This window comes from Silvania sp. (genome assembly GCF_051656365.1).
GTDB classification, from domain to species: Bacteria; Pseudomonadota; Gammaproteobacteria; order Enterobacterales; family Enterobacteriaceae; genus Enterobacter; species Enterobacter hatchlandensis.
The window spans coordinates 1-23291 of record NZ_JBOGBT010000029.1 but is presented as its reverse complement, the minus strand read 5'-3'; the positions used below and the strand labels follow the sequence as shown (position 1 = coordinate 23291).

Annotated in this window: 21 protein-coding genes; 8 read left to right on the top strand and 13 right to left on the bottom strand. The window is 56.6% G+C overall.

The window, feature by feature from the left end:
- The first annotated feature begins 161 nt into the window (after positions 1-161).
- Positions 162-425, top strand: a complete 264-nt coding sequence (gene yhcN / locus ACRDD5_RS05445; protein WP_271284329.1) for a peroxide/acid stress response protein YhcN — start codon at positions 162-164, stop codon at positions 423-425.
- Between the two features lie 99 nt (positions 426-524).
- Entirely contained in the window at positions 525-791 is a 267-nt protein-coding gene (gene yhcN / locus ACRDD5_RS05440) for a peroxide/acid stress response protein YhcN (protein ID WP_438676141.1), read from the top strand.
- A gap of 54 nt (positions 792-845) precedes the next feature.
- Here the strand turns inward: yhcN (ACRDD5_RS05440) and ACRDD5_RS05435 are convergent, their stop codons facing one another.
- The 5 genes from ACRDD5_RS05435 to aaeX form a co-directional block, all read right to left on the bottom strand.
- The gene (locus ACRDD5_RS05435; RefSeq protein ID WP_271284327.1) at positions 846-1121 is read right to left on the bottom strand and encodes a barstar family protein; all 276 of its coding nucleotides are present in this window, start codon (positions 1119-1121) and stop codon (positions 846-848) included.
- A 45-nt stretch (positions 1122-1166) separates the two neighbouring features.
- Positions 1167-2621, bottom strand: coding sequence for an NAD-dependent succinate-semialdehyde dehydrogenase (locus ACRDD5_RS05430; protein ID WP_438676140.1), 1455 nt, complete (start codon positions 2619-2621; stop codon positions 1167-1169).
- Between the two features lie 86 nt (positions 2622-2707).
- Complete coding sequence (aaeB, locus tag ACRDD5_RS05425) at positions 2708-4675, bottom strand: p-hydroxybenzoic acid efflux pump subunit AaeB (protein WP_438676139.1); 1968 nt, start codon at positions 4673-4675, stop codon at positions 2708-2710.
- 5 nt (positions 4676-4680) lie between these two features.
- Positions 4681-5613, bottom strand: coding sequence for a p-hydroxybenzoic acid efflux pump subunit AaeA (gene aaeA / locus ACRDD5_RS05420; protein WP_438676138.1), 933 nt, complete (start codon positions 5611-5613; stop codon positions 4681-4683).
- Positions 5614-5620: 7 nt separating this feature from the next.
- Positions 5621-5824 (bottom strand): p-hydroxybenzoic acid efflux pump operon protein AaeX, encoded by a 204-nt coding sequence (aaeX, locus tag ACRDD5_RS05415; RefSeq protein ID WP_271268360.1) that lies wholly within the window; start codon positions 5822-5824, stop codon positions 5621-5623.
- A gap of 180 nt (positions 5825-6004) precedes the next feature.
- Between aaeX and aaeR the strand changes: the two genes are divergently transcribed.
- A complete protein-coding gene (aaeR, locus tag ACRDD5_RS05410; protein WP_271284323.1) occupies positions 6005-6928 on the top strand; it encodes an HTH-type transcriptional activator AaeR in 924 nt (307 codons plus the stop codon).
- A 37-nt stretch (positions 6929-6965) separates the two neighbouring features.
- Here aaeR and tldD read toward each other — a convergent pair whose 3' ends face one another.
- From tldD to csrD, 8 genes are all read right to left on the bottom strand, one after another.
- Complete coding sequence (tldD, locus tag ACRDD5_RS05405) at positions 6966-8411, bottom strand: metalloprotease TldD (protein ID WP_271284322.1); 1446 nt, start codon at positions 8409-8411, stop codon at positions 6966-6968.
- An 86-nt stretch (positions 8412-8497) separates the two neighbouring features.
- On the bottom strand, positions 8498-12295 hold the full coding sequence (yhdP, locus tag ACRDD5_RS05400; RefSeq protein WP_438676137.1) for an AsmA2 domain-containing protein YhdP: 3798 nt from the start codon (positions 12293-12295) through the stop codon (positions 8498-8500).
- A gap of 45 nt (positions 12296-12340) precedes the next feature.
- Positions 12341-13810 (bottom strand): ribonuclease G, encoded by a 1470-nt coding sequence (rng, locus tag ACRDD5_RS05395; protein ID WP_271284320.1) that lies wholly within the window; start codon positions 13808-13810, stop codon positions 12341-12343.
- Entirely contained in the window at positions 13800-14393 is a 594-nt protein-coding gene (locus tag ACRDD5_RS05390) for a Maf family protein (protein WP_271284319.1), read from the bottom strand. Before ACRDD5_RS05390 ends, rng begins: the two co-directional genes overlap by 11 nt.
- A gap of 9 nt (positions 14394-14402) precedes the next feature.
- Positions 14403-14891, bottom strand: coding sequence for a rod shape-determining protein MreD (gene mreD, locus ACRDD5_RS05385; RefSeq protein WP_271284318.1), 489 nt, complete (start codon positions 14889-14891; stop codon positions 14403-14405).
- Positions 14891-15904 (bottom strand): rod shape-determining protein MreC, encoded by a 1014-nt coding sequence (mreC, locus tag ACRDD5_RS05380; protein WP_271284317.1) that lies wholly within the window; start codon positions 15902-15904, stop codon positions 14891-14893. Before mreC ends, mreD begins: the two co-directional genes overlap by 1 nt.
- A gap of 61 nt (positions 15905-15965) precedes the next feature.
- On the bottom strand, positions 15966-17009 hold the full coding sequence (mreB, locus tag ACRDD5_RS05375) for a rod shape-determining protein MreB (protein ID WP_064327643.1): 1044 nt from the start codon (positions 17007-17009) through the stop codon (positions 15966-15968).
- A gap of 280 nt (positions 17010-17289) precedes the next feature.
- On the bottom strand, positions 17290-19230 hold the full coding sequence (gene csrD, locus ACRDD5_RS05370) for an RNase E specificity factor CsrD (protein WP_438676136.1): 1941 nt from the start codon (positions 19228-19230) through the stop codon (positions 17290-17292).
- A gap of 183 nt (positions 19231-19413) precedes the next feature.
- On the opposite strand from csrD, the gene acuI reads away from it, so the two are divergent.
- The 5 genes from acuI to accB all read left to right on the top strand — a co-directional run bounded on the left by acuI (position 19414) and on the right by accB (position 23246).
- Complete coding sequence (gene acuI / locus ACRDD5_RS05365) at positions 19414-20388, top strand: acrylyl-CoA reductase (NADPH) (protein ID WP_438676135.1); 975 nt, start codon at positions 19414-19416, stop codon at positions 20386-20388.
- 77 nt (positions 20389-20465) lie between these two features.
- Positions 20466-21467 carry a protein-methionine-sulfoxide reductase catalytic subunit MsrP gene (msrP, locus tag ACRDD5_RS05360; RefSeq protein WP_438676134.1) on the top strand — a complete coding sequence of 334 codons (1002 nt, stop codon included), beginning with the start codon at positions 20466-20468 and terminating at the stop codon, positions 21465-21467.
- Positions 21468-22067, top strand: coding sequence for a protein-methionine-sulfoxide reductase heme-binding subunit MsrQ (msrQ, locus tag ACRDD5_RS05355; RefSeq protein WP_438676133.1), 600 nt, complete (start codon positions 21468-21470; stop codon positions 22065-22067).
- A gap of 233 nt (positions 22068-22300) precedes the next feature.
- Positions 22301-22753 carry a type II 3-dehydroquinate dehydratase gene (gene aroQ, locus ACRDD5_RS05350; RefSeq protein ID WP_271268373.1) on the top strand — a complete coding sequence of 151 codons (453 nt, stop codon included), beginning with the start codon at positions 22301-22303 and terminating at the stop codon, positions 22751-22753.
- A gap of 22 nt (positions 22754-22775) precedes the next feature.
- Positions 22776-23246 carry an acetyl-CoA carboxylase biotin carboxyl carrier protein gene (gene accB / locus ACRDD5_RS05345; protein ID WP_271268374.1) on the top strand — a complete coding sequence of 157 codons (471 nt, stop codon included), beginning with the start codon at positions 22776-22778 and terminating at the stop codon, positions 23244-23246.
- The last annotated feature ends 45 nt before the right edge of the window (positions 23247-23291 follow it).

Below are 23291 nucleotides of genomic sequence, written 5' to 3'. Positions count from 1 at the left end.
TTTTATTCATTCTGGTTATAACGCGGCAGTCACTTAAAACATAATCACACAGTTTATAATTAGCATGGTATTAATTTTTGCCGTGATTAGTGTATACTTGATTTTGTGATGAGGGTCACGAAACACCGACCCCAGTAAAGAATATGACGAGGAAAAGAATCATGAAAATCAAAACTACTGTTGCCGTACTGAGCGTTCTGTCAGTCCTGTCTTTCGGTGCATTTGCTGCCGACTCTATCAATGCTGAACAGGCGCAATCTCGCGAAGCTATCGGTACGGTGTCCATCGGTGCAGTGGGTACATCGCCAATGGATATGAACCAGATGCTGAATAAAAAAGCACAAGAACAGGGCGCCACTTCTTATCGCGTGATTGAAGCGCGTACCGGTGACCACTGGCATGCAACAGCTGAGCTGTACAAATAAGTTCTGCAAAAAAACGAAATATCGTCAACGACACCAGGCATAAAAATAGCGGTACAACCCTTCTCGTCGTTGATCCGACCCGATTAAGGAGTAAAGATTATGAACACTAAATTAATTATCGCCACCCTCGGTTTAGCTTCCGTTCTCTCTTTTGGTGCCAGCGCAGCTGTGCATCAGGTGAACGCTGAACAGGCTCAAGGCCTGCAATCTATGGGTAGCATCGCCGTTACTGAAGTGTCCGGCTCTCCAATGGATATCCGTCAGGTACTGGTAGCAAAAGCTGAAAAAGCCGGTGCCAGCAGCTATCGCGTCACCGAGCTGAACGCGGGCGACCATTGGCACGCAACGGCTGAGCTGTACAAATAAACCCTCGTCGTATTGACTACGACTTGCCCCTGCCTGTCAGGGGCTTTTTTATGCCTATTCCGGACGGACGTTAAAGCGAATCTGCCCTTCCAGCTCCTCTTCTGCCTCATCAAACAGCAAAATCAGTGCGCCAAACCGCCTGCGCAGCTTATCCGGTAAATGGACGAATTCAATTTCCAGCGGGAGCGGAAGCTGATTACCCATCACCATCTCCCACAGGGAATCCAGATTCGTTACGCGTCCTCTTTCCAGGCCAAAGGTTCGGGAAAACTCACGATAGAAGTCCTCCTGACTGTCGATTTCATCAAAATCAAACGTATAGATATTCATTGCCAGCCACCCCGTCCCGCTGGGCGGCTGATGCCGCCCTGTCGATTATAATCCCCCAATGTGCAGGGTTTTCACTTCCAGGAACTCCTCCAGTCCCAGTACTGACCCTTCTCGCCCGAGGCCCGACTCTTTGACGCCGCCAAACGGCCCAAGCTCGGTAGAGACCGCGCACTCGTTAACGCCGATCATCCCGCTTTCAATGGCCTGCGAGACGCGGAACACGCGCTGCAGGTTTTGGGTATAGAAATAGGCCGCCAGGCCAAAGGGGGTATTATTGGCGCGCTGAATCACTTCATCTTCAGAAGTAAAGCGGAAGCAGGCCGCAACCGGGCCAAAGGTTTCTTCACTGGCGAGCTTCATGCCCTCATGACAATCCCCCAGCACCGTCGGCTGCCAGAAGTTGCCGCCCAGAGCATGCGCTTTGCCACCCGCCAGAACGGTTGCTCCTTTTTCTACCGCATCCTCTACGTGCTCGCGGACCTTGGCCACTGCCGATGCTTCAATCAGCGGCCCGACCACCGTGCCCTCTTCCAGTCCGTTCCCCACTTTTAAGGCGCTGACCGCCGAGGCGAGCTTACTGACGAAATCGTCATACACCGACTCGTGAATGTAGAAGCGGTTGACGCTGACGCAGACCTGGCCCGCATTGCGGAATTTATTGGCAATGGCGCCTTTCACGGCCGCATCGATATTGGCATCGTCAAAGACGATGTACGGCGCGTTACCGCCCAGCTCCATAGAGACTTTTTTCATGGTCTCGGCGGCATTGCGCACCAGCGTTTTGCCCACCGCGGTCGACCCGGTAAACGAAATTTTCCGCACCTCATGGCTGGCCATGATCGCATCGCTGATCTGCTGGGTATTACCCGCCACCGCGTTGAGCACCCCATCAGGTACGCCAGCCTTCTTCGCGAGGGTAAGCAGCGCAAACGCGCTGAGCGGAGTGTTGTTCGCCGGTTTGATGACCCCGGTACAGCCTGCAGCCAGTGCCGGGCCGAGTTTGCGGGTCAGCATCGCCATCGGGAAATTCCACGGCGTAATGGCGGCGACCACGCCAATCGGTTCGCGCGTCGCCAGAATGCGCGAGCCCGCTTTAGCAGGCGGGATGATTTCGCCGTTCGCACGCTTGGCCTGCTCGGCAAACCACTGAATAAAGCTCGCGGCGTACTCGACTTCGCCTTCCGCCTCCTTCAGCGGTTTGCCCTGTTCGGTGGTCATCAGCTGACCAAGCCACTGCTTGTTCTCAATGATTAATTCGTACCAACGATAAAGGATGGTCGAGCGCTCTTTCGCGGTTTTCGCCCTCCACGCCGGGAAAGCGCGGCTTGCGGCGGCGATGGCCTCTTCCGTCTCTTTTTTACCGGCTTTCGCTACCTGGGCGATCACCGCCCCGGTGGCCGGATTAAGCACATCAAAGGTCGTGTTGAGGGTTTTCCATACGCCATCAACCAGATAGCCTGTCTGAAAGAGCGCACTGTCCTGCAGAGCCTGGGTAGTCATGTATCCTCCCTTTCTGGATTTATGAGCTTGCCCGGTAAGTATAGCTACAAAAAAACCTCCGTTTATGACGTCGGTTTTGAGGGTAATCAGCTGTCGATCAGCGCATGCTGGTAGCGGTGCAGCATCCCTACCAGTCTTGTAACCGGCTCGGTGACCTGCGGCGGCGCTTGCCAGAGCCGCAGCTTTTCCTGATAGATATCCAGCTCTTCCAGCAGTTGGGCAAAATAGCGCCGCCGTTTATCGTCATTCGAGGCACTAATCACCTGATCAGCGGTGCGTCGAAGCTGGTGGTGATACGCCGAGAGGTCGTCGTTGACCGGTATCGGGGCATTGCGCAGACGCTGGTGGGCGATGATCAGCGTCAGGGCCAGACGAAACCTGGCGACATCGCCCGGGAATTTCGTCAGCAATAAAAAGAGTTGCTGATACAGCGCCGGGAGATGGTTCTCTTTACGCCGGGCGGTGTTGGTGGTCATCGCCGACACTGCCGCAAAGACAAACTGGTTCAGCAGCACCCGACCGGTTCGCGCCTGGGAGTTATCGCGCACCAGCAGGATAACCATCATCGCCAGGAAACAGCCGACGATTTGCCCCAGCGCGCTGTCCAGAAACTGGCTGAAGTGAAACGTCATCGGGTTATCCAGCACCAGAATATTGATGGTACTCGCCAGCGCCCCCAGCGAGCCAAGGCGTCGTTTCTGCACTTCGATGCCGATAAAGAAGGCCATCACAGCAAGACTGATGCACAGCAGCAGCATGCTTTGCTGGGTCGAGGGCAGCACCACCAGGAAATAAAACGCCCCCAACGGGAGTGCCGCCAGCGTACCGTACAGAAAATCGAGCGCCACCATCCGCGGGTTGGGTAAGCGCATTGCCAGCGATGTGACCACGGCAATCATCACCATCGCGCCGCTGCCGGAGGTCCAGCCGGTCCACAGCCAGAACAGCGTGCCGAGCATACAGGCAAGGGTTGTTCGCCAGAAGTTGACCATCGCATGATGGCGTTCCGCCGACTCGGCTTTGATCACCACTTCCCCCTGCAGCACCTCTTCTTCCGTGGCGCTGATTTTGGTGTTGCTGACCACGCCGCGTTTGAGCAGAAGATAACGCGTCGCCGCCCCGACCCAGCTGTAGAGGGTCACGGGGGTGTCGCGCTCGCCGGTCCAGGCGATCACCCGCCGCATGCGCTTCAGCTGCTTATGCACGTCCTGAACGGTTGCGACGGGCGTTTCGAACAGTTCGCGGAAGGTATCGGTGATCGCCTCCGGGCGCGTGTTTTGAATCAGGTAGGTTTCGCAGGCCTGAGTGATCAGGGTCAGCGACACGGTATTGATCGCTTTCAGACGGCGGTTGGCCCGCGACCAGCGGGAAGACTCCATGTTCAGGTTGCTGCGCATCCCTTCCAGCGCGGCGGTGCGACGAACCAGCGCACCCCAGGCGTTATCCATCTCTTCGCTGTCACCGTGCCTGATGCACAGCTGCATCAGTTGGTACTGGGCGACGATCAGCGCATCCAGCTCCCGATCCACTTCCTGCTTGATTGAGCGGGGGGAGAACAGCAGATCCGCGACGATCGCGCAGACAATCCCCAGCACGATCTCGCTGCAGCGCTCTAATGCGAACTGCGGGGTCAGCAGCGGATTGGCCTGAATGGTGATGATAATGATCAGCGCCGTGTAGCCGGAAAGCCCCCACGCATAGGAGTTTTCAACCCGCACCAGCGAGGAGATCCAGGTACAGAAACCGGCCCAGATACAGCACACCATCAGCATCAGCAGCGGGGTGCGGATCATCAGAATAATGATCGTCAGCGCGGCAATACAGCCAATAAAGGTGCCGACGATACGCAGCATCCCGCGGTAGCGAATTGCACCGGAGTACGGTTCACCCCCTGCCGCAAATGCCGGACCCGCGGCCACAAGCGCCGCCGTCAGTACCGCCCAGCGGGGCGTTTCTAGCTGAAAGTGGAACCCGACAAACAGCGCCAACACGATGGCGCAGGCCAGCTTAACCGCAAAGCGCAGGTGCTGGCTGGCGATGGAAAAAATGCCCATAGCGATTAACCGAACTCACGCAGGCGGTGGGCGATTTTGCGAAACAGGGAGTCATGGCTGGCATCCCGATCTTTCTCGCCGGTGATCACCACTGTGGCGGTGGTGCCCGCAGGCCAGATATTGCCCCGCTGATCGTCCAGACGAATGCGCACCGGCACGCGCTGGGCCAGGCGTACCCATTCAAGATTGGAATCGACCGTCGCCATCCCTTTGCTGTCGCGGGTGGCGCTGGAGTTGGTTACCCCTGCCGCTATGCTGTCGACCGTCCCTTTCAGGACACGGTTGCTGCCAAGCGGGGTAATTTCCACCCGATAACCCGGACGGACGTTTTCCAGCTTGGTCTCTTCCATGTAGGCGAGGACGTAGAAGGAGTGCTGTTTGACCAGCGCCACGGCGGGAGAGCCGCGGGTAATAAATTCACCGGTATAGACGTTAAGGTTGGTCACCCAGCCATCAGCCGGGGCGCGGATCACCGTACGTTCCAGATCGAGCTTCGCCAGATCGCGCGTGGCTTCGGCCTTTGCCTGCTGGTGCAGCACGGTTTGCAGCAGGTTATTGGACTGCTCGATCTCCTCGCGGGACATCGCCTGCACCCCCAGCTTGTTACGGCGGCCAGCCTCCCGGCGTTTCTCTGAGGCCAGTGCCGTGTAATAGGACACGTCCGCTTCTGCCTCTTCCAGCGCTTTCTGGTAACGCGGCTGATCGATGGTAAACAGCACCTGGTCCTTTTTGACCAGCTGGTTGTCATGCACGTTGACGGCGGTGATCAGCCCCGCCACATCCGGGGCAATCGCCACGATGTCGGCGCTGAAGCGCGCGTCACGCGTCCAGGGTGATTCGGTGTAAAAGACCCACGCGCGAAAAATAGCGATGAACGCGAGGATGACCAGCGCCATGGTAATGGCGGTACGGGAGATTTTTTTTGTTAGCGTTTTCACATCTACCTCAAACAAACAGGCGCGATACCAGATAGAACAGGCAGCAATACAGCGCAGAATTGAACAATGCAGGGTGCCAGACGAAATCATAGATCCCGGTAGGAGCCAGCACCTTTCGCACCAGCCAGAAAATCGCCAGTGATAAAAGCAGTTCGAAAAATATCGGTGGGAACGATAAACCGAACGCCACGATAACGGGAAACAGACTCATGTTGACCTTGATTAGAGAGCGAGCAGGCGACAGAATTTTTATGCTTACACCACCGCAAAAGTAGCAAGAACAGCCGGGGCGAGAGTGGTGTCGCTATAATGTATGAATAATATATTAGCGTAACTGTTATGCTGTTATCTATCATATGTGATCTAAATCACTTTTAAGCCAGAGTGAACAATGGAACGTCTTAAACGAATGTCGGTATTTGCCAAAGTGGTTGAGCTGGGGTCTTTTACCGCCGCCGCCAGGCAATTACAGATGAGCGTCTCATCGATAAGCCAGACCGTCGCCAAACTGGAAAATGATCTCCAGGTGAAGCTGCTTAATCGCAGTACCCGCAGCATCGGTCTGACGGAAGCCGGGAAGATTTATTACCAGGGCTGTCGGCGGATGCTGTATGAGGCGCAGTCGGTGCATGAGCAACTCTACGCCTTCAACAACACCCCCATTGGCACCCTGCGCATTGGCTGTTCATCAACTATGGCACAAAATGTCCTGGCCGCGATGACCGCCGATATGCTGCAGGAATATCCGGGGCTGACGGTGAATTTAGTCACCGGTATTCCGGCCCCGGACCTGATTGCCGACGGGCTGGACGTGGTAATCCGCGTGGGTGCGCTGCAGGATTCGAGCCTTTTCTCCCGTCGTCTGGGCAGCATGCCGATGGTGGTATGCGCGGCGAAAAAGTACCTGGCGCGGGCGGGGATTCCGGAAAAACCAGCCGATCTCGCCAATCATGCCTGGCTGGAGTACAGCGTGCGGCCGGACAACGAATTTGAGCTGATTGCCCCCGAAGGGCTCTCCACCACCCTGCTCCCGCAGGGCCGCTTCGTGACCAACGATCCGATGACCATTTCCCGCTGGCTGGTGGCGGGCGCCGGGATCGCTTACGTCCCGCTGATGTGGGTAATCAACGAAATCAACAGCGGCGATCTGGAGATCCTGTTCCCGCGCTACCAGTCCGATCCACGTCCGGTGTATGCCGTGTATACGGAAAAGGACAAACTCCCGCTGAAGGTGCAGGTGTGCATCAACTATCTGACGGATTATTTTGTGCAGGTGGCGGCGCTGTTTAAGGAGATGCGGGGCAGGAAGGAGTAAACAGAAGCCCTCGAGCAGAGGGCTTCTTGATGCACGATTAGGCAGTACCGCCGACGGTCAGGTTATCCACTTTCAGGGTCGGCTGACCGACGCCAACAGGCAGGCTCTGTCCCTCTTTGCCGCACACGCCGACACCGTTATCCAGCTTCAGGTCGTTACCGACCATCGAGATCTGCTGCATCGCTTCAATGCCGGAGCCAATCAGGGTTGCGCCCTTCACCGCTTTGGTCACTTTGCCCTTTTCAATCAGATAGGCTTCTGAGGTTGAGAAGACAAATTTACCCGAGGTGATATCCACCTGACCGCCGCCAAAGTTTGGCGCGAAGATCCCGTACTCTACCGACTCGATGATCTCCTGTGGCGTGGACTTGCCCGCCAGCATGTAAGTGTTGGTCATGCGCGGCATTGGCAGGTGCGCGTAAGATTCTCGGCGGCCGTTACCGGTTGGTGCCACGCCCATCAGGCGCGCATTCAGTTTGTCCTGCATGTAACCTTTCAGGATGCCATTTTCGATCAGCACGTTGTACTGACCCGGCGTCCCTTCATCGTCAATGGATACGGAGCCACGACGATCGGTCATGGTGCCGTCATCGACCACGGTGCAGAGTTCAGATGCCACCAGCTCACCCATATGACCGCTGAATACAGAGGTGCCGCGACGGTTGAAATCACCTTCCAGACCGTGACCGACCGCTTCGTGCAGCAGTACGCCAGGCCAGCCTGCACCCAGGACTACCGGCAGCGTACCCGCAGGTGCCGCCACGGCTGACAGGTTAACCAGCGCCATGCGCACGGCCTCTTTCGCCCACGCGTCGGCGCGGACTTCACCCTCTTCCAGGCCGAGGAACCATTCGTAACCGAAACGCCCACCGCCACCGCTTGAACCGCGCTCGCGCTTGCCGTCATCTTCCACCAGCACGCTGACGGATAAACGCACCAGCGGGCGCACGTCGGCAGCGAGGGTGCCATCGGTTGCTGCCACCAGAATCAGCTCATACACACCGCTCAGGCTGGCAGACACTTCCTGCACGCGCTTGTCTTCCGCGCGTGCGACTTTGTCGACGCGACGCAGAATATCCAGCTTCTCTTCGCGGCTTAAGCTCTGCAGCGGATCGATGCTGGTATAGAGCGCTGAATGCTGAACTTCGCCCAGCGTCTTCACGCGACCATCACCATTTTCGCGCACGATGGTACGCGCCGCCTGGGCGCTCTGCTGCAGCGCGGTGAGGTTAATCTGGTCTGCATAGGCAAAACCGGTTTTCTCACCGCTAATGGCGCGAACACCGACGCCCTGATCGATGTTATAAGAACCATCTTTGATGATGCTGTCTTCTAAAACCCAGGATTCGTGATAGCTCGACTGAAAGTAGAGATCGCCGTAGTCGAGACGGCGCTCGGTCAGTTGACCAAGAATGGAAAACAGGTCCTGATGGCTCAGGCCGTTCGCTGCCAGCAGATGTTCACTTACCAGGTTCAGACTCATCGTTTTGCTACTCGTTCGTTGCCGTCCACAGGACGTATCTAAGATCTTATCTATTGAGAGTGAGGCAATTAATTGCCCGCGTCAAATCATTGCTGTGCATCTTTGCGCGGCTGACGCAGCACTTCATTAATCTGTGGTTTATCGACCGGGCCAGTAATGCGATAACGCAGAATCGAGACTTTACTCCACAGCGGCCCCAGTACTTTACTGGCGGCAAACACCGCCGCACCGACTATCGGGTTGACCGCAAAGGCCGCCGCTACGCCAACGGTCGCCGAAATCTCCGGTGCCACGACGGCTTCCATGTTGAGCTCGCGGCGGACCAGGTTGACGGAGCCTTTCATGGCGATATCCGCCTCCAGTCCGTCGACCAGCGTATCATCGGTGTGCAGGACGCCGTCTTTGATCCACGCGGTGCTGTTGATGGAGTCGAAGTAGAAGCCTTCATCGAAGGTGTCGCTAAAGTCCAGACGCAGCTTGCGCAGCAGCGCGTCAAAGCTGAGCAGGCGCAGCAGCTGTCCAGCATGACCGGTGCTTACATTGGCAATTTCACCTTTGCCGAGCCGGGCTTTCAGGATGCCGTTCAGCGAGGCCTCGTCCGGCTGCCACGGCGGGTTGCGCCAGTGCAGATCGTAATCGACGTCAAACGACGAATCGCGAACCGGCGTATTCACACCGAAATAGTTGAAGGCCGCATCCAGCTTGCTGCCCTTCAACTGCCCCTTCAGCGAGGTGCGCTGCTCACCGGTGCCGTTCACCCACTCGCCGTTGGCTGTCAGACGGGCAAAGCCGGTATCCACCAGCCCGCCCGCCAGAGTTAAGGTGTTGCCCTTGATGGCGAAGTCGCCGTCGATACGGCCATACTTCTGCCCCCACAGCCAGCATTCGGCGCAGCGCAGCTGTAAATCAGGCCAGCCGGAAAAATTAATCTGGCTGGCGTTTGCGAGCACAGAGGTGTTGCTCCCGCTACCGGCGGTGGCTGCCGCCGGGTTGTAATAGAGATAGCGGATATTCGCCTGCCAGGGTGCCGAATTGCGCATCAGTACCGTGGCGTTGATCTCCCGCCCCTGCGCATCGATTTTCGACCCGTTCGCCGTGGGCTGCGAGACAATGCTCAGGTTATTCCACTGCTGTCCGCCCAGTGCCAGCGCAGGCGTACGCACGGTGATGTGCTGCGGGAACTGCGCGGCATCATCCACATTTTGCCCGACTCCGCGCTGGAAAAGCGCTAACCACTGTGCGCCGTCCATCGGCGGCAAATTCAGTTCGATACCCGGCTGCTCCGGTAACGGCGGCAGCGTGCGGCTGTCGGTGGTCCAGATGGCACGATCCAGCGTCAGCTTACGGTTCAGCAGCCAGCGGCTGTTGAAGTGATTCTTACTGCTGGTGTTGCCGCTCAGGGTAAAGCTGTTGAGATCCCCGTCGACCGCCAGTTTCACCGGCAGCGCTTCTCCTGCGTTCTTAGCCAGCGGCGACGGTAAGTCGCTGCTGATGTTCTTCAGGTCGCCGTTAATATCGACTTTATAGTGCGCATCGCCACGATACGGCAGAGTAATCGCGACGTTACCTTTCCACGGCACGCGCCCCTCAAGGGACTGACTGACAGGTTTTGGCAGCACATCCATCCGCGAAGGCTGCCAGTTGCCATCCAGATTTACCGCCACCTGATAGGCTTTGTTACCTTCGATGGTTGAGAAATCGATATTGACCGGCTGACCAAACCAGCTGGCGGTCAGCGGCCCGCTTTTCAGGTCGCCATTAACAAAGCTGAACTGGCCGCTCAGATTGGTCAGGGTGCTGTCCAGCGGCTTGATCAACAGGCTGTTGTTTTTGAGCCTGACCTCGCCTTTGGCGGTGGTCAGGGTACCATCCAGTGGAATATCCAGATGTAAGCGAGCATTCACATCGCCATCCAGCTGGAGCTGCTTGAGTGTGGCACCCAGCGAATCATCCAGCGGTGTCTCGTCGAAGTAGGGTCCAACGGCTTTGCCGGGCCCGTTAATATCGGCGTCAATCAGCAGCTTTTCTTTCGAATAGTCCGGGATCGCTGCCGCCAGATTACTCGCCGTCACGCCCCCCAGCGCCACGCGATCCGTTTTCATCCACAGGCCGTCGTTGATGAAATCGAGCGTAATATCCAGGTTCTTTAACGCAGGCCAGTCCGGCTGGAAAGCATAGGTGGCGTTGCGTAACGGCACCCATACCTGGAACTGCCCTTCGTTGTGCTTATACGGGAACAGGTGCGGATTGCCGCCATACACCAGCGTGGTGTTATCGGATTGGCCTCCCTGGATGGCACCGCTCAGGTAATCCACCAGCTCTTTACCCATCAGGTTTTCCGGGAAATAGCGCCAGGCCTGGGCACCATCGTCAGTGCTGATGCCCGCCAGGATCCCCAGCCAGGGCTCATCACCCGTCGGCTGTAAATAGCGGAAATCGCCCCGGGCATGCACCCCTTTGGCTTTGACGTCGATATTGCGCCCGTCGAGCTGGAAGCCTTTTTCGTTTTTCAGCCAGTTGAGGGTCGCCGTGCCTTTTTCGATTTCCAGCGGCGCGCGGAAAACGGTTTCGTAAGGCATTTTCGCCTCACGCATGTTGGCGGTCAGACGGCCATCCTCCACGCTGCCTTCCAGCGTTCCGCTGAAATGCTCGGCCCCCGGCAGCATCTTCCACTGCTTCCAGGCTAAATCGGTCCACGCGACGTTAAAGCGGGTTTTCTCGGTGGACTGCAGAGGAATATCCAGCGCCAGGGTGTTGATGGCCCCGACCGGCTGCGTAGCCTGCCAGATCTCACCCAGCGCCGGAGAGAGCTTGCCCGCGAGGGTACGCAAGCCTTCGAGGCTTTCGAGCTTCAGGTTGCTGGCGCGGATGCGCAGTTCATCGCTGCGCTTGCTGTCGACACCGCCAACGTCCTGCGCCGGGATCCAGGCCAGCGCCAGTGCGCCGCGTGGCCAGGGTTTGTTATCCATTGTGATGCGGGTGTCCGGGATGGCGAACTGCCAGCCGCCCTGTTCGCGGGTCACATGTGCGGTAAGGTTATCAACGGAGAGCTGATGCTGACGGCGTTCGCCGGCCCAGCTGGCTCCCCCCTGTTTGAGCCAGATATCACCGCTGGCGAACTGGCCCTTAGTGAGGGTCATCCAGCCTTCAATGCTAAAGCGAGCGGTTTCCAGCTGCATGTTCTGCTGCAACCACTCCCCGAGCCAGGGTTTGACGTCCACATCGTCCGCCTGCAGCCATACCTTGCCGTTATTCAGCAGACCATCGTCGTCGCGCAGATCCATACGTACCTGCATCACGCCGTGCTGGCCGTTGAGGCTGGAGAGGCTCACCTGCCCCTCGGCGCGGTGCCGATCTTTGCCATTAAGCCAGGTCAGTTGGGGAATAGCCAGTTCGGCGCGCTGCCCGGAAAGGGTGATAAAGCTGATTTCACTGTCGCGCAGATCAAAGTGGTCAAACTGGCGCAGGAACAGATCGCTGATGCGGTTGGCTTCAAAGCCGTCGCCCTGCTCATCGCTGCGCAGTGGGGTGTTGGTCAGATACTGCAGTTGATAAAAGGTGAGATCGCGAAACTGCCAGCGCAGGTGCAGAAGGCTTTGCCACACGTCCAGCGCCAGAGTTACGCGGTTGATTTTGAGATAGCCGCCATCTTTCAGTTGGGCGTTGATGTCGCGCACGTCGAGGGTCGGGCCAAAATTTTGCCAGCTTGCGCTGAGCTGGCTGGCCGCCACAGGCACACCAGTGGCGGTTTCAATTTTCTCCAGCAACTGTGGACGCCAGCTGTCCAGATGCGGCAATACGAGACGCAGCCCGCTTACGAGCAGCGCGACAATCACAATCAGCGTTGCCCCTGTAAGCAATAAAATCCCCGGCAGTCGCCTCACGCGTCGCTCCTTGTCAGCCGTTCTTATCTCGCAGCATGCTGCGGGTTACATCATCACCACGTCAAACTGCTCCGGATTGTAGAGCGGCTCGATTTGTACTTTGACCTGTTTGCCGACAAAAATTTCCACTTCTGCCAGGGCATGCGACTCTTCCCCTTTCAGGGCTTCGGCCACTGAGGGAGAAGCATAGACCAGGAATCGGTCGGAGTCGTAGGCATGATGAACGCGGACAATCTCACGCATGATCTCATAGCAGACCGTCTCCACGGTCTTCACCGTGCCGCGGCCATGGCAGGTCGGGCATTCGTTGCACAGCACATGCTCCACGCTTTCACGGGTGCGCTTGCGGGTCATCTCCACCAGCCCCAGCTGCGAGAAGCCATTGATGCTGGTTTTAACGCGATCTTTACTCAGCGCCTGCTCCAGCGAGTGCAGAACGCGGCGACGGTGATCTTCATTACTCATATCGATAAAGTCGATGATGATAATGCCACCCAGATTCCGCAGACGAAGCTGGCGAGCAATGGCCTGCGTTGCTTCGATGTTGGTGTTAAATATGGTGTCGTCCAGATTGCGATGGCCAACAAACGCCCCGGTATTGATATCCACCGTGGTCATCGCTTCGGTCTGATCAATAATCAGATAACCACCGGATTTGAGCTCAACCTTACGCTCGAGCGCGCGCTGAATTTCATTTTCAACATCGTACAGATCGAAGATCGGCTGGCGTCCGCTGTAATGCTCCAGCAGGCCGGGCATCTCGGGAATGTACTCAGCAGTAAACTCCAGCAGCGCATCATACGTCAGACGAGAGTCGACGCGAATGCGATCGAGCTGAGCATCGGCAAAGTCGCGCAGCACGCGCTGGGCAAGCGCCAGCTCACCGTACATCTGGTAGCGGGTCTGGTTGCGCTTTTTACGCTCCATCACCTTTGTCCAGACGCGTTTCAGGTAGGCGGCATCCGAGGCCAGATCGTCTTCGCTGATCCCCTCAGCCGCGGTGCGGATAATAAATCCGCCCTGCTCGTCGCAGTAAGCGCCAACCACTTTTTTCAGGCGCTCGCGCTCGGTTTCGCTCTCAATACGCTGCGAAACGCCAACGTGAGAAGCACCGGGCATAAAGACCAGATAGCGGGAGGGTAACGTGATGTCGGTAGTGAGACGTGCGCCTTTGGTACCAAGCGGATCTTTCACCACCTGTACCATCAGGTCCTGGCCCTGACGCACCAGCTCGGAGATATCACGCACGGTAAATTGTTTTTGCTCTTCACCCGCCACGCATTCGGTATGCGGCATGATGTCAGATGCATGCAGGAACGCGGCCTTATCAAGGCCAATATCTACAAATGCCGCCTGCATACCCGGCAGAACACGACTGACGCGACCTTTGTAGATATTGCCTACGATCCCGCGCCGCGCTTCGCGCTCGATATGAATTTCCTGAAGAATTCCGCCATCGATATAGGCTACACGCGTTTCGGATGGCGTTACGTTTACCAACAATTCAGCCGTCATAATTATCCCTTCCCTCACGTAGTGAGTTAAAATTGCTCAGCAACTCATACGTTTCCACCAGCGGTAAGCCGACTACGGCGTGATAGCTGCCAGCAATCTTCCTGACAAAACAGCCACCCAACCCTTGAATACCGTATGCACCTGCTTTATCCATAGGTTCACCGCTGGCGATATAAACAGCGATATCCTCTTCTGTGAGTACTCTGAACGTGACATCGGTGACAACCAGACAGTCCAGCACGTGCTGACTGTCCGCCAGCGCGACGGCGGTCATCACCTGATGCGTATGCCCGGACAATTTACGCAGCATTTGCGCCGCATGCGCGGCATCGTGCGGTTTCTCGAGGACTTCACCGTTGAGGATCACGATGGTATCAGCTCCAAGCACCGGCAGATCGCGCGGCGTCTGCGCCACGCCTGCCTGTGCCTTTTCCCGCGCAAGACGGGAAACATACTGTTGTGCGCTTTCGCCCGCGGCACGCTGTTCTTCAATGCCGGTCACGATACGTTCAAAAGACACCCCTAATTGGGTCAGGAGTTCCTGACGGCGCGGGGAGCCGGAAGCGAGATACAAAGACGTCATAGAAACCTTTTATTGCACGGCAAATTGCTGGCGAATCTTACGCATCAGCAGGAACAACCATGGCCAGAGCACACCGTTTACTACACTACTCCAGAACACTTCCGGACGGAAAGAGACGTTGATCACTAAAAACTCTGCCCAGAAAACAATGATATCCGCAGCAAGCGATAACAGCATAACCACCAGCGCCTGTTGCCAGAGCGCCAGATTACGAAAGAGCTGGAATTTCAGTGCGACCAGATAGGCGATGATGCTCATGGACAGGGCGCGAACGCCAAGCGTCGAGCCACTGATGAGATCCAGTATGGCACCCATCACAAAACCTGTGCCCACATTTACGCGGTGCGGCAGAGCGAGGATCCAGTAGAGCAGAATCAGTAGTACCCAGTTTGGCCGGAAAACAAGGATGTTATCCGGCCAGGGCATGATTTGCAGCAACAACGCGATCAGAAATGAGAGCCAGATAACCCAGCGTCCCTGGCTACGATAGCTGGCCACTATTGCCCTCCCGAGGAGAGTCGCGGTGGCGGTGTAGCAGGCGTCGGTTGGGTCAGCCCCGTTGCAGGTGCAGGTACCGGCGCAGGCGGTCCCATGGAGTTTGGCGCAGGCAGAACCTGCGGCATCATCTGCATCAGGCGTTCATTGGCTACGCGATGCACTTCTTCCGGCGTCATCGGGTTGGTTCCGTTACGATCGGCACCCCATAACAGCAGCAGATAGCGCAGGCGCTGCAGGCCCGCGGTCGGACGCGCCTGAATCACGGTGTAAGCACGCTGGGTATCCAGCTTCACGGATGAGACAACGCCCACCGGATAACCTTCCGGGAAACGACCGCCCAGACCCGAGGTCACCAGCACATCGCCAACCCGAATATCGGTATTGGCCGGCAGATGTTCCAGCTGCAGGTCGTCGGTACAGCCGTTACCGGCCGCAATCACGCGGATGTCGTTACGCAGTACCTGGATAGGCAACGCGTGGGTCGCATCGCAAATCAGCAGTACGCGGCTGGTGAGCTTGGCAACCGCCACCACCTGGCCGACAACGCCTTTATCACTGATGACCGGCTGGCCTTCATACACGCCATTGACGCTGCCTTTGTCGATCACTACCTGATCGCTATACGGATCGTTAACGGTAGAGATCACCTGAGTCACCATCTTCTGCTCATCCTGACGCAGCGGGGAACCCAGAAGCTCACGCAGACGGGCGTTCTCCTGCTTGTACTGACCCAGCATCAGCAGCTCGCTGTTTTTCAGCAGCAGTTCCTGACGTAAGGCGCGGTTTTCAAGCTCGAGCTGATCGCGTGAAGACAGGGTTTGCGACACGCTGTCGAGTAATTCACGGGGACCATTTGAAATAAAATAGAAAGGGCTGACGGCAGTATCCATGTACGTTCGGATCTGATTGAACGTACCGAGGCGGCTATCGGCAATAATGACACCAAGCGCTACCAACACCCCAAGGATCAGGCGAAACTGTAGCGACGGGCCACGGCTAAAAATTGGCTTCATAGGCTATGCGTACTCTCGCGTCAGAGAGAAAGGGTAGCATCCGCTACCCTTTCACACCTGATTACTCTTCGCTAAACAAGTCGCCGCCGTGCACGTCGATCATTTCCAGCGCCTTGCCGCCACCACGGGCAACACAGGTCAGTGGATCTTCAGCAACTACGACAGGAATACCTGTCTCTTCCATCAACAGGCGGTCGAGGTTACGCAGCAGCGCACCACCACCGGTCAGCACCATGCCGCGCTCGGAGATATCGGACGCCAGTTCTGGCGGACACTGTTCGAGGGCAACCATGACGGCGCTAACGATACCGGTCAGCGGCTCTTGCAGCGCTTCGAGGATTTCGTTGGAGTTCAGGGTAAAGCCACGAGGAACGCCTTCTGCCAGGTTACGACCACGAACTTCGATTTCACGAACTTCGTCACCCGGGTAAGCAGAACCGATCTCGTGCTTAATACGCTCTGCGGTGGCTTCACCGATCAGAGAGCCGTAGTTACGGCGCACATAATTAATGATGGCTTCATCGAAACGGTCACCACCGATACGCACGGAAGAGGAATACACCACGCCGTTCAGCGAGATAACGGCCACTTCAGTGGTACCACCACCGATATCCACGACCATAGAACCGGTTGCTTCGGACACCGGCAGACCGGCACCAATTGCCGCAGCCATCGGCTCTTCAATCAGGAAGACTTCACGCGCACCTGCGCCCTGAGCGGATTCACGAATAGCACGACGCTCAACCTGGGTGGCGCCAACTGGCACACAAACCAGAACGCGCGGGCTCGGACGCATAAAGCTGTTGCTGTGCACTTGCTTGATAAAGTGCTGCAGCATTTTCTCGGTCACAAAGAAGTCAGCGATCACGCCGTCTTTCATTGGACGAATGGCAGCGATATTACCCGGCGTACGACCAAGCATCTGCTTAGCGTCATGGCCTACTGCCGCAACGCTTTTCGGCGAACCAGCACGATCCTGACGAATGGCCACAACAGAAGGCTCATTCAGTACAATGCCTTGTCCTTTTACATAGATGAGGGTATTCGCGGTACCCAGGTCAATGGACAGGTCGTTGGAAAACATGCCACGAAATTTTTTCAACATACTAAGGGATAATCCTGAAAGCTGGGGCGGAAAACAAAATCCGCTTACTTTATCAACCACGCGCAGCAGCGACAAGGCGCAAAAATCGTCTGCTACGGTGAAAATTAGTGCAGTACGTTTCCTTTGTTACAAATCGGCACCTGACTCCCTCAGGACTGAGCAAACAGCTGCGTTTCTCACTTTTATTTGTAATCCGTTAAAGGACGTTCACTGTCTTTTTGTGCGTCACACTTTACGCTACAGGCGCGATATTCTACGTGAAAACTCACCAAACGGCAGGTTAAACAGAGTATCTTTGCGAATATTTTTTCACATTAGTGTCAAGAGGCTGAGAGGCCGCGAAAAAATCGCCTTGACCCCCTGTAACTCCGCGTTCTGTCAACGTCTGCCATTCGGTTCTGGACCGCACACCGGTCGCAAATACATGCGTCTTTGTTCCCTTACAGGCTTCAACCAGACTCTGAACCAGCAGCTGGTTTTCGGTGCGTTTTTCAATATTCCTGACCAGTGCGGGATGCAGCTTCAGCAGCTCCACCTCCAGCACCTTAATCCAGCTGGTGCTGACCAGCGTCAGGCCCGCCTGCGTCACCGCAACGCGCGCGCCCAGCGCACTGATCAACCGGACAATCGGCTGTAACCGACTGATGTGTTGACAAACATCCGCCTCTGCAAGTTCAAAAATAATCCGCTTCCGCTGCGATTTTTCACATTGCATCAGCAGATCCCGCAGCCAGCGCTGGAAACGTGGGCGGATCAGCGACTCCACCGTCACCTGCAACGCCAGCGTCTCTTCCGGCCAGAAGGATAAGAATGGCATCAATCGAGAAATTTGCTGGCGATCGTACTCTTCTGAGAGCCCAAACTGCAGAACCATCGGCAGATACTCGGCGGATCCCACCTCCTCATTACCGTCAAAAACACGGCACAGTAGCTCCCGATGGTGGACCTCTCCGTTATTCATTACCGCCGGTTTTTGGTAAATCCTCGGCCCGCCCCGGGTGAGCATCTGCTCAATCAGGGTGCGCCAGCGCACGTTACCGCGCCCTTTTTCCGGGAGAGAATCATCGTACACCGCCCAGCCGTTTGCCCCCTGCAGCACCGCATTGCGCGTGGCGGCTTCAGCATGTTCCATGACCTGTTCGGTTGCCTGCCCGCTGCGCCAGGCGTAAATACCGATATGCACCATATCATCGCGATCGAGCATTTTGCTCGGGGGCAGCGCATCCACCGCTTTCAGCAGCAGGCTGGCGATGCTTTCCGACTCTTTCAGGGTGCGATGCGGCAGCAGCACCGCGTAATCACTGCGGCGATAGCGCGCCAGCAGCGCGCCGGGGTAACGCATAATAAAGGTGGAGAGCAGATTGATGAGCGTAAACAGGTTCTCTTCCGCCACCGTGCGCCCCCAGTTGTCTTTCAGGAGATCGAAATCGGGCAGGCGAACAATCATCACCACGCCGTGCGAGCCGACTTTCTCCTGGTCTTCCAGCAGGGTTGCCAGCTGACTGTCAAAGAACAGACGATTATTAAGGCCTGTTTTGTTGTCCTGGGCAGCGTAGGAGCGAATCAGTGTGTCCATCCGGCTGCGCTGATCGCTGGCAAACTGGATATCGGAGAGCAGCGCGTCCAACGCGCTGCTGGTGCGCGATGGCCATTCATAGACGGAACCACGCACCTGCGCCCCACGCTCGCCATTGAGGATCCGCGCCGCCCGCGTCTCCAGTAGCTCCTGCCCGGACAACTGACGGCGCAACCAGCGCACCGCGAGGAAAATCACCGCCACCACCAGCAAAATCGCTATCGTCAGCGGCGCGGTCGTCATCAGTGAGCGGAAGTAGCTGGTCATCGGATCCTGATAGACCAGATTGATGCTCATTCCGGGGTTTTTCAGCGACTCGACCATCAGTTCGCGCGTGTTGTACTGCGTTCCCGCGGGGCGATAGCGGTGCGGCGCCGCGTGAATGAAAACGCGGTGATCGCCCTGCTTAATCTCAACCTGCGTAATGTCCACGGGCACCATCAGTTCATCCAACTGATGCGAGAGCGCGGAAAAAGAGGTGCTGACCAGACGGGAATCGATGACCGATGCGACGGACTGCATGCGGTTCACCAGCTTGCCCTGGATCGCGTTATAAAAACTCAGCGAGCAACCGATCAGGATGACAAAAATGGTCAATCCGGTAAGCAGGGTGATAAAAGCGGAGAACTTCGTCGATAATCGCATCCTTGAGATTACTCCGTGAGTTGATGGGGATAGCAAGTGAGCGCTAACTTGCAATACACATCGGCATACTACCAAATCGGGTGTATCTGGCAATTTATTGCGTTAAATCGGCATTGCACGTCACTGAGCGAGTATAGTCTTCAAAAATTATTTTCCCATCATCATGCTGAGTAAGGAATCCGTATGCAGGCTTTGATCTTAGAACAACAGGAAGGCAAAACACTGGCATCAGTGCAATCTATTGAGGAGAGCCGCCTGCCTGAAGGTGCCGTGACCGTTGATATCGACTGGTCCAGCCTGAACTACAAAGATGCACTCGCCATTACCGGCACCGGCAAAATCATCCGTAATTTCCCGATGGTGCCAGGTATCGACTTTGCCGGGCGCGTACACACCAGCGAAGATCCGCGTTTTCATGCCGGCCAGCAGGTGCTGCTGACCGGCTGGGGCGTGGGCGAAAACCACTGGGGCGGACTGGCGGCGCAGGCGCGCGTCAACGGCGACTGGCTGGTGCCGATGCCAAAAGGGATGGACGGGCGTAAAGCGATGATCGTCGGCACGGCCGGTTTTACCGCGATGCTGTGCGTAATGGCGCTGGAAGAAGCAGGCGTGCGTCCAGAGTCCGGTGAAGTGGTGGTTACCGGCGCCAGCGGCGGCGTAGGCAGTACGGCGGTCGCGCTGCTGCACAAGCTGGGCTATCAGGTGGCGGCGGTGTCGGGTCGCGAAAGCACCCATGACTATCTGCGTCAGCTGGGAGCCAGCCGTATTCTGAGCCGCGATGAGTTTGCCGAAACCCGTCCGCTGGAAAAACAGATCTGGGCAGGGGCGGTTGATACCGTCGGTGATAAAGTGCTGGCAAAAGTGCTGGCGCAGATGAACTACGGCGGCTGCGTGGCGGCCTGTGGCCTGGCGGGGGGATTCACCCTGCCGACAACGGTGATGCCGTTTATCCTGCGTAATGTCCGTCTGCAGGGTGTGGATTCGGTTATGACCCCTGCCGTACGCCGCGCGCAGGCCTGGGAACGTCTGGTGCAGGATCTGCCAGAATCTTTCTACACGCAAAGTGCAACCCAGATTAGCCTTGAGCAGGCGCCGGAATTTGCTGCGAAGATCGTCAACAATCAGATCCAGGGCCGTACGCTGGTGAAGATTGCCTAATCTTCAAATTTTCGTGACATATTCGCGTTAACCCTTCTCCTCCGTCATGCTTAGAAAAATGCATGACGGAGGATGCCATGAAACTCAAACCCCTTACGGAAGCCGATGTCACCGCGGAATCCGTTTTTATGCTCAAGCGTCGCCAGATCCTGAAGATGCTGGGGATCAGCGCCGGAGCCTTGACTCTCTCTCCCCTCGCCCACGCCGATCTGCTGGACTGGTTTAAGGGCAACGACCGCCCGAAAGCGCCTCCCGGTAAACCCCTCACCTTTACCCAGCCTGCCCAGTGGCAGAGTCCGCTTGCTAAAACGCCGGAGGAGAAGGTCACGGGCTACAACAACTTCTATGAATTTGGACTGGATAAAGCCGATCCTGCCGCCAACGCCGGGAGCCTGAAAACCGATCCCTGGACGCTGAAAATTGAGGGCGAAGTGGCTAAACCTCTGACCCTCGATTATGACGATTTAACCCGCCGCTTCCCGCTGGAGGAGCGGATCTACCGCATGCGCTGCGTGGAAGCCTGGTCGATGGTAGTGCCATGGATTGGTTTTCCGCTGCATAAATTACTGGCGATGGTTGAACCCACCAGCAATGCAAAATATGTCGCCTTCAAGACCCTTTACGCGCCAGAGGTGATGCCCGGGCAGCAGGACCGCTTTATCGGCGGCGGACTTGAGTACCCCTATGTGGAAGGGCTGCGCCTTGACGAAGCCATGCATCCGCTGACGCTGCTGACCGTCGGGGTGTACGGCAAAGCGCTGCCGCCGCAAAACGGGGCGCCGATCCGCCTGACCGTGCCGTGGAAATATGGCTTTAAAGGGATTAAATCGATTGTCAGCATCAGGCTGACCCGCGAGCGTCCACCCACCACCTGGAATCTTGCCGCGCCGAACGAATACGGTTTTTACGCCAACGTGAATCCGCACGTCGATCATCCGCGCTGGTCGCAGGCCAGCGAGCGTTTTATTGGCTCGGGCGGCGCACTGGACGTTAAACGCCAGCCCACCCTGCTGTTTAACGGCTATGCCGACCAGGTGGCGTCACTGTATCGCGGCCTCGACTTACGGGAGTTTTTCTAAGTGCGTCTGACAGCAAAGCAGATTATCTGGCTGAAAGTTGCCCTGCATCTGGCGGGGCTGCTTCCTTTTATATGGCTGTGCTGGGCCGTCAGCCACGGCGGATTCAGTGCCGATCCGGCAAAAGATATCCAGCACTTTACCGGCAGGACGGCACTGAAATTTTTACTGGCGACCCTGCTTATCTCTCCACTGGCGCGTTACGCCAGACAACCCCTGCTGATCCGCACCCGCCGCCTGCTGGGCTTATGGTGCTTTGCCTGGGCGAGCCTGCATCTCACCAGCTATGCGCTGCTGGAACTCGGCATCAACAATCTGGGCCTGCTTGGCCGCGAACTGATCACTCGCCCGTACTTAACGCTGGGGATTATCAGCTGGATTATCTTACTGGCCCTGACGTTGACCTCCACCCAGTACGCGCAGCGAAAACTGGGTCGGCGCTGGCAATTTCTGCATAATTTCGTGTATCTTGTCGCGATCCTGGCCCCCATACACTACCTTTGGTCAGTGAAAATTCTGTCACCGCAGCCGATCATCTATGCGCTCCTGGCGCTGATACTGCTGGCATGGCGTTATAAGAAGTTTCGCCAGTGGTGGCGATAACGGGCGAAAGTGTGCGGATTCCCGCAGATCCCTTATCCTTCCTTAGGCTTTTTCCGAATGCGGTTGATAATCTTCCCTGATAAGACCAGTATTTAGCTGCCAAATGCTACGAAATCGTTATAATGTGCGACTTTGGTTTCCCCGACGGGTTTTTGATACCCCGAGAGGGTGACAATCGCGCATCGAAGGTATATTTTGTTTTTTACCGGAGAATCGCAGGAGATAGCGGCACAATGGCTGACAAGTTTCACATCTTAGTTTTAAACGGACCGAACCTGAATATGCTCGGCACCCGTGAACCCGAGAAGTACGGCACCCTGTCGTTAACCGACATTGTTAACCGTCTCGCTACCGAAGCGGCGGCGCTCAATGTGGAACTTGACCATTTTCAGTCGAATGCGGAATACGCCATCATCGACCGAATTCATCAGGCTAAAGACACAACGGACTATATCCTGATCAATCCGGCCGCGTTTACGCATACCAGCGTGGCTATCCGCGACGCGCTGCTGGCGGTGAGCATCCCGTTTATCGAGATCCACCTCAGCAACGTGCATGCGCGGGAGCCGTTCCGCCACCATTCCTATTTGTCAGATATCGCCACGGGCGTGATCTGCGGATTGGGGGCTGACGGCTATTCATTCGCTTTACAGACAGCGGTAAAACGCCTGTCACAATCACACTAAACAAAGAGTACGGAACCCACTCATGGATATTCGTAAGATTAAAAAACTGATCGAGCTGGTTGAAGAATCAGGCATCTCCGAACTGGAAATTTCTGAAGGCGAAGAGTCTGTACGTATCAGCCGTGCCGCGCCAAACGTCGGCTACCCGATGATGCAACAGGCTTACGCTGCACCAATGATGCAGCAGCCAGCTCTGTCTAACGCTGTCGCTCCGGCAGCCGCTCCAGCAATGGAAGCGCCAGCAGCAGCGGAAATCAGTGGTCACATCGTACGTTCCCCAATGGTTGGTACTTTCTACCGCACCCCGAGCCCGGACGCTAAAGCGTTCATCGAAGTGGGCCAGAAAGTTAACGTAGGCGATACCCTGTGCATCGTTGAAGCCATGAAAATGATGAACCAGATCGAAGCAGACAAGTCAGGTACTGTGAAAGCGATTCTGGTCGAAAGTGGTCAGCCGGTTGAATTTGACGAGCCGCTGGTCGTCATCGAGTAACGAGGCGAACATGCTGGATAAAATTGTTATCGCCAACCGCGGCGA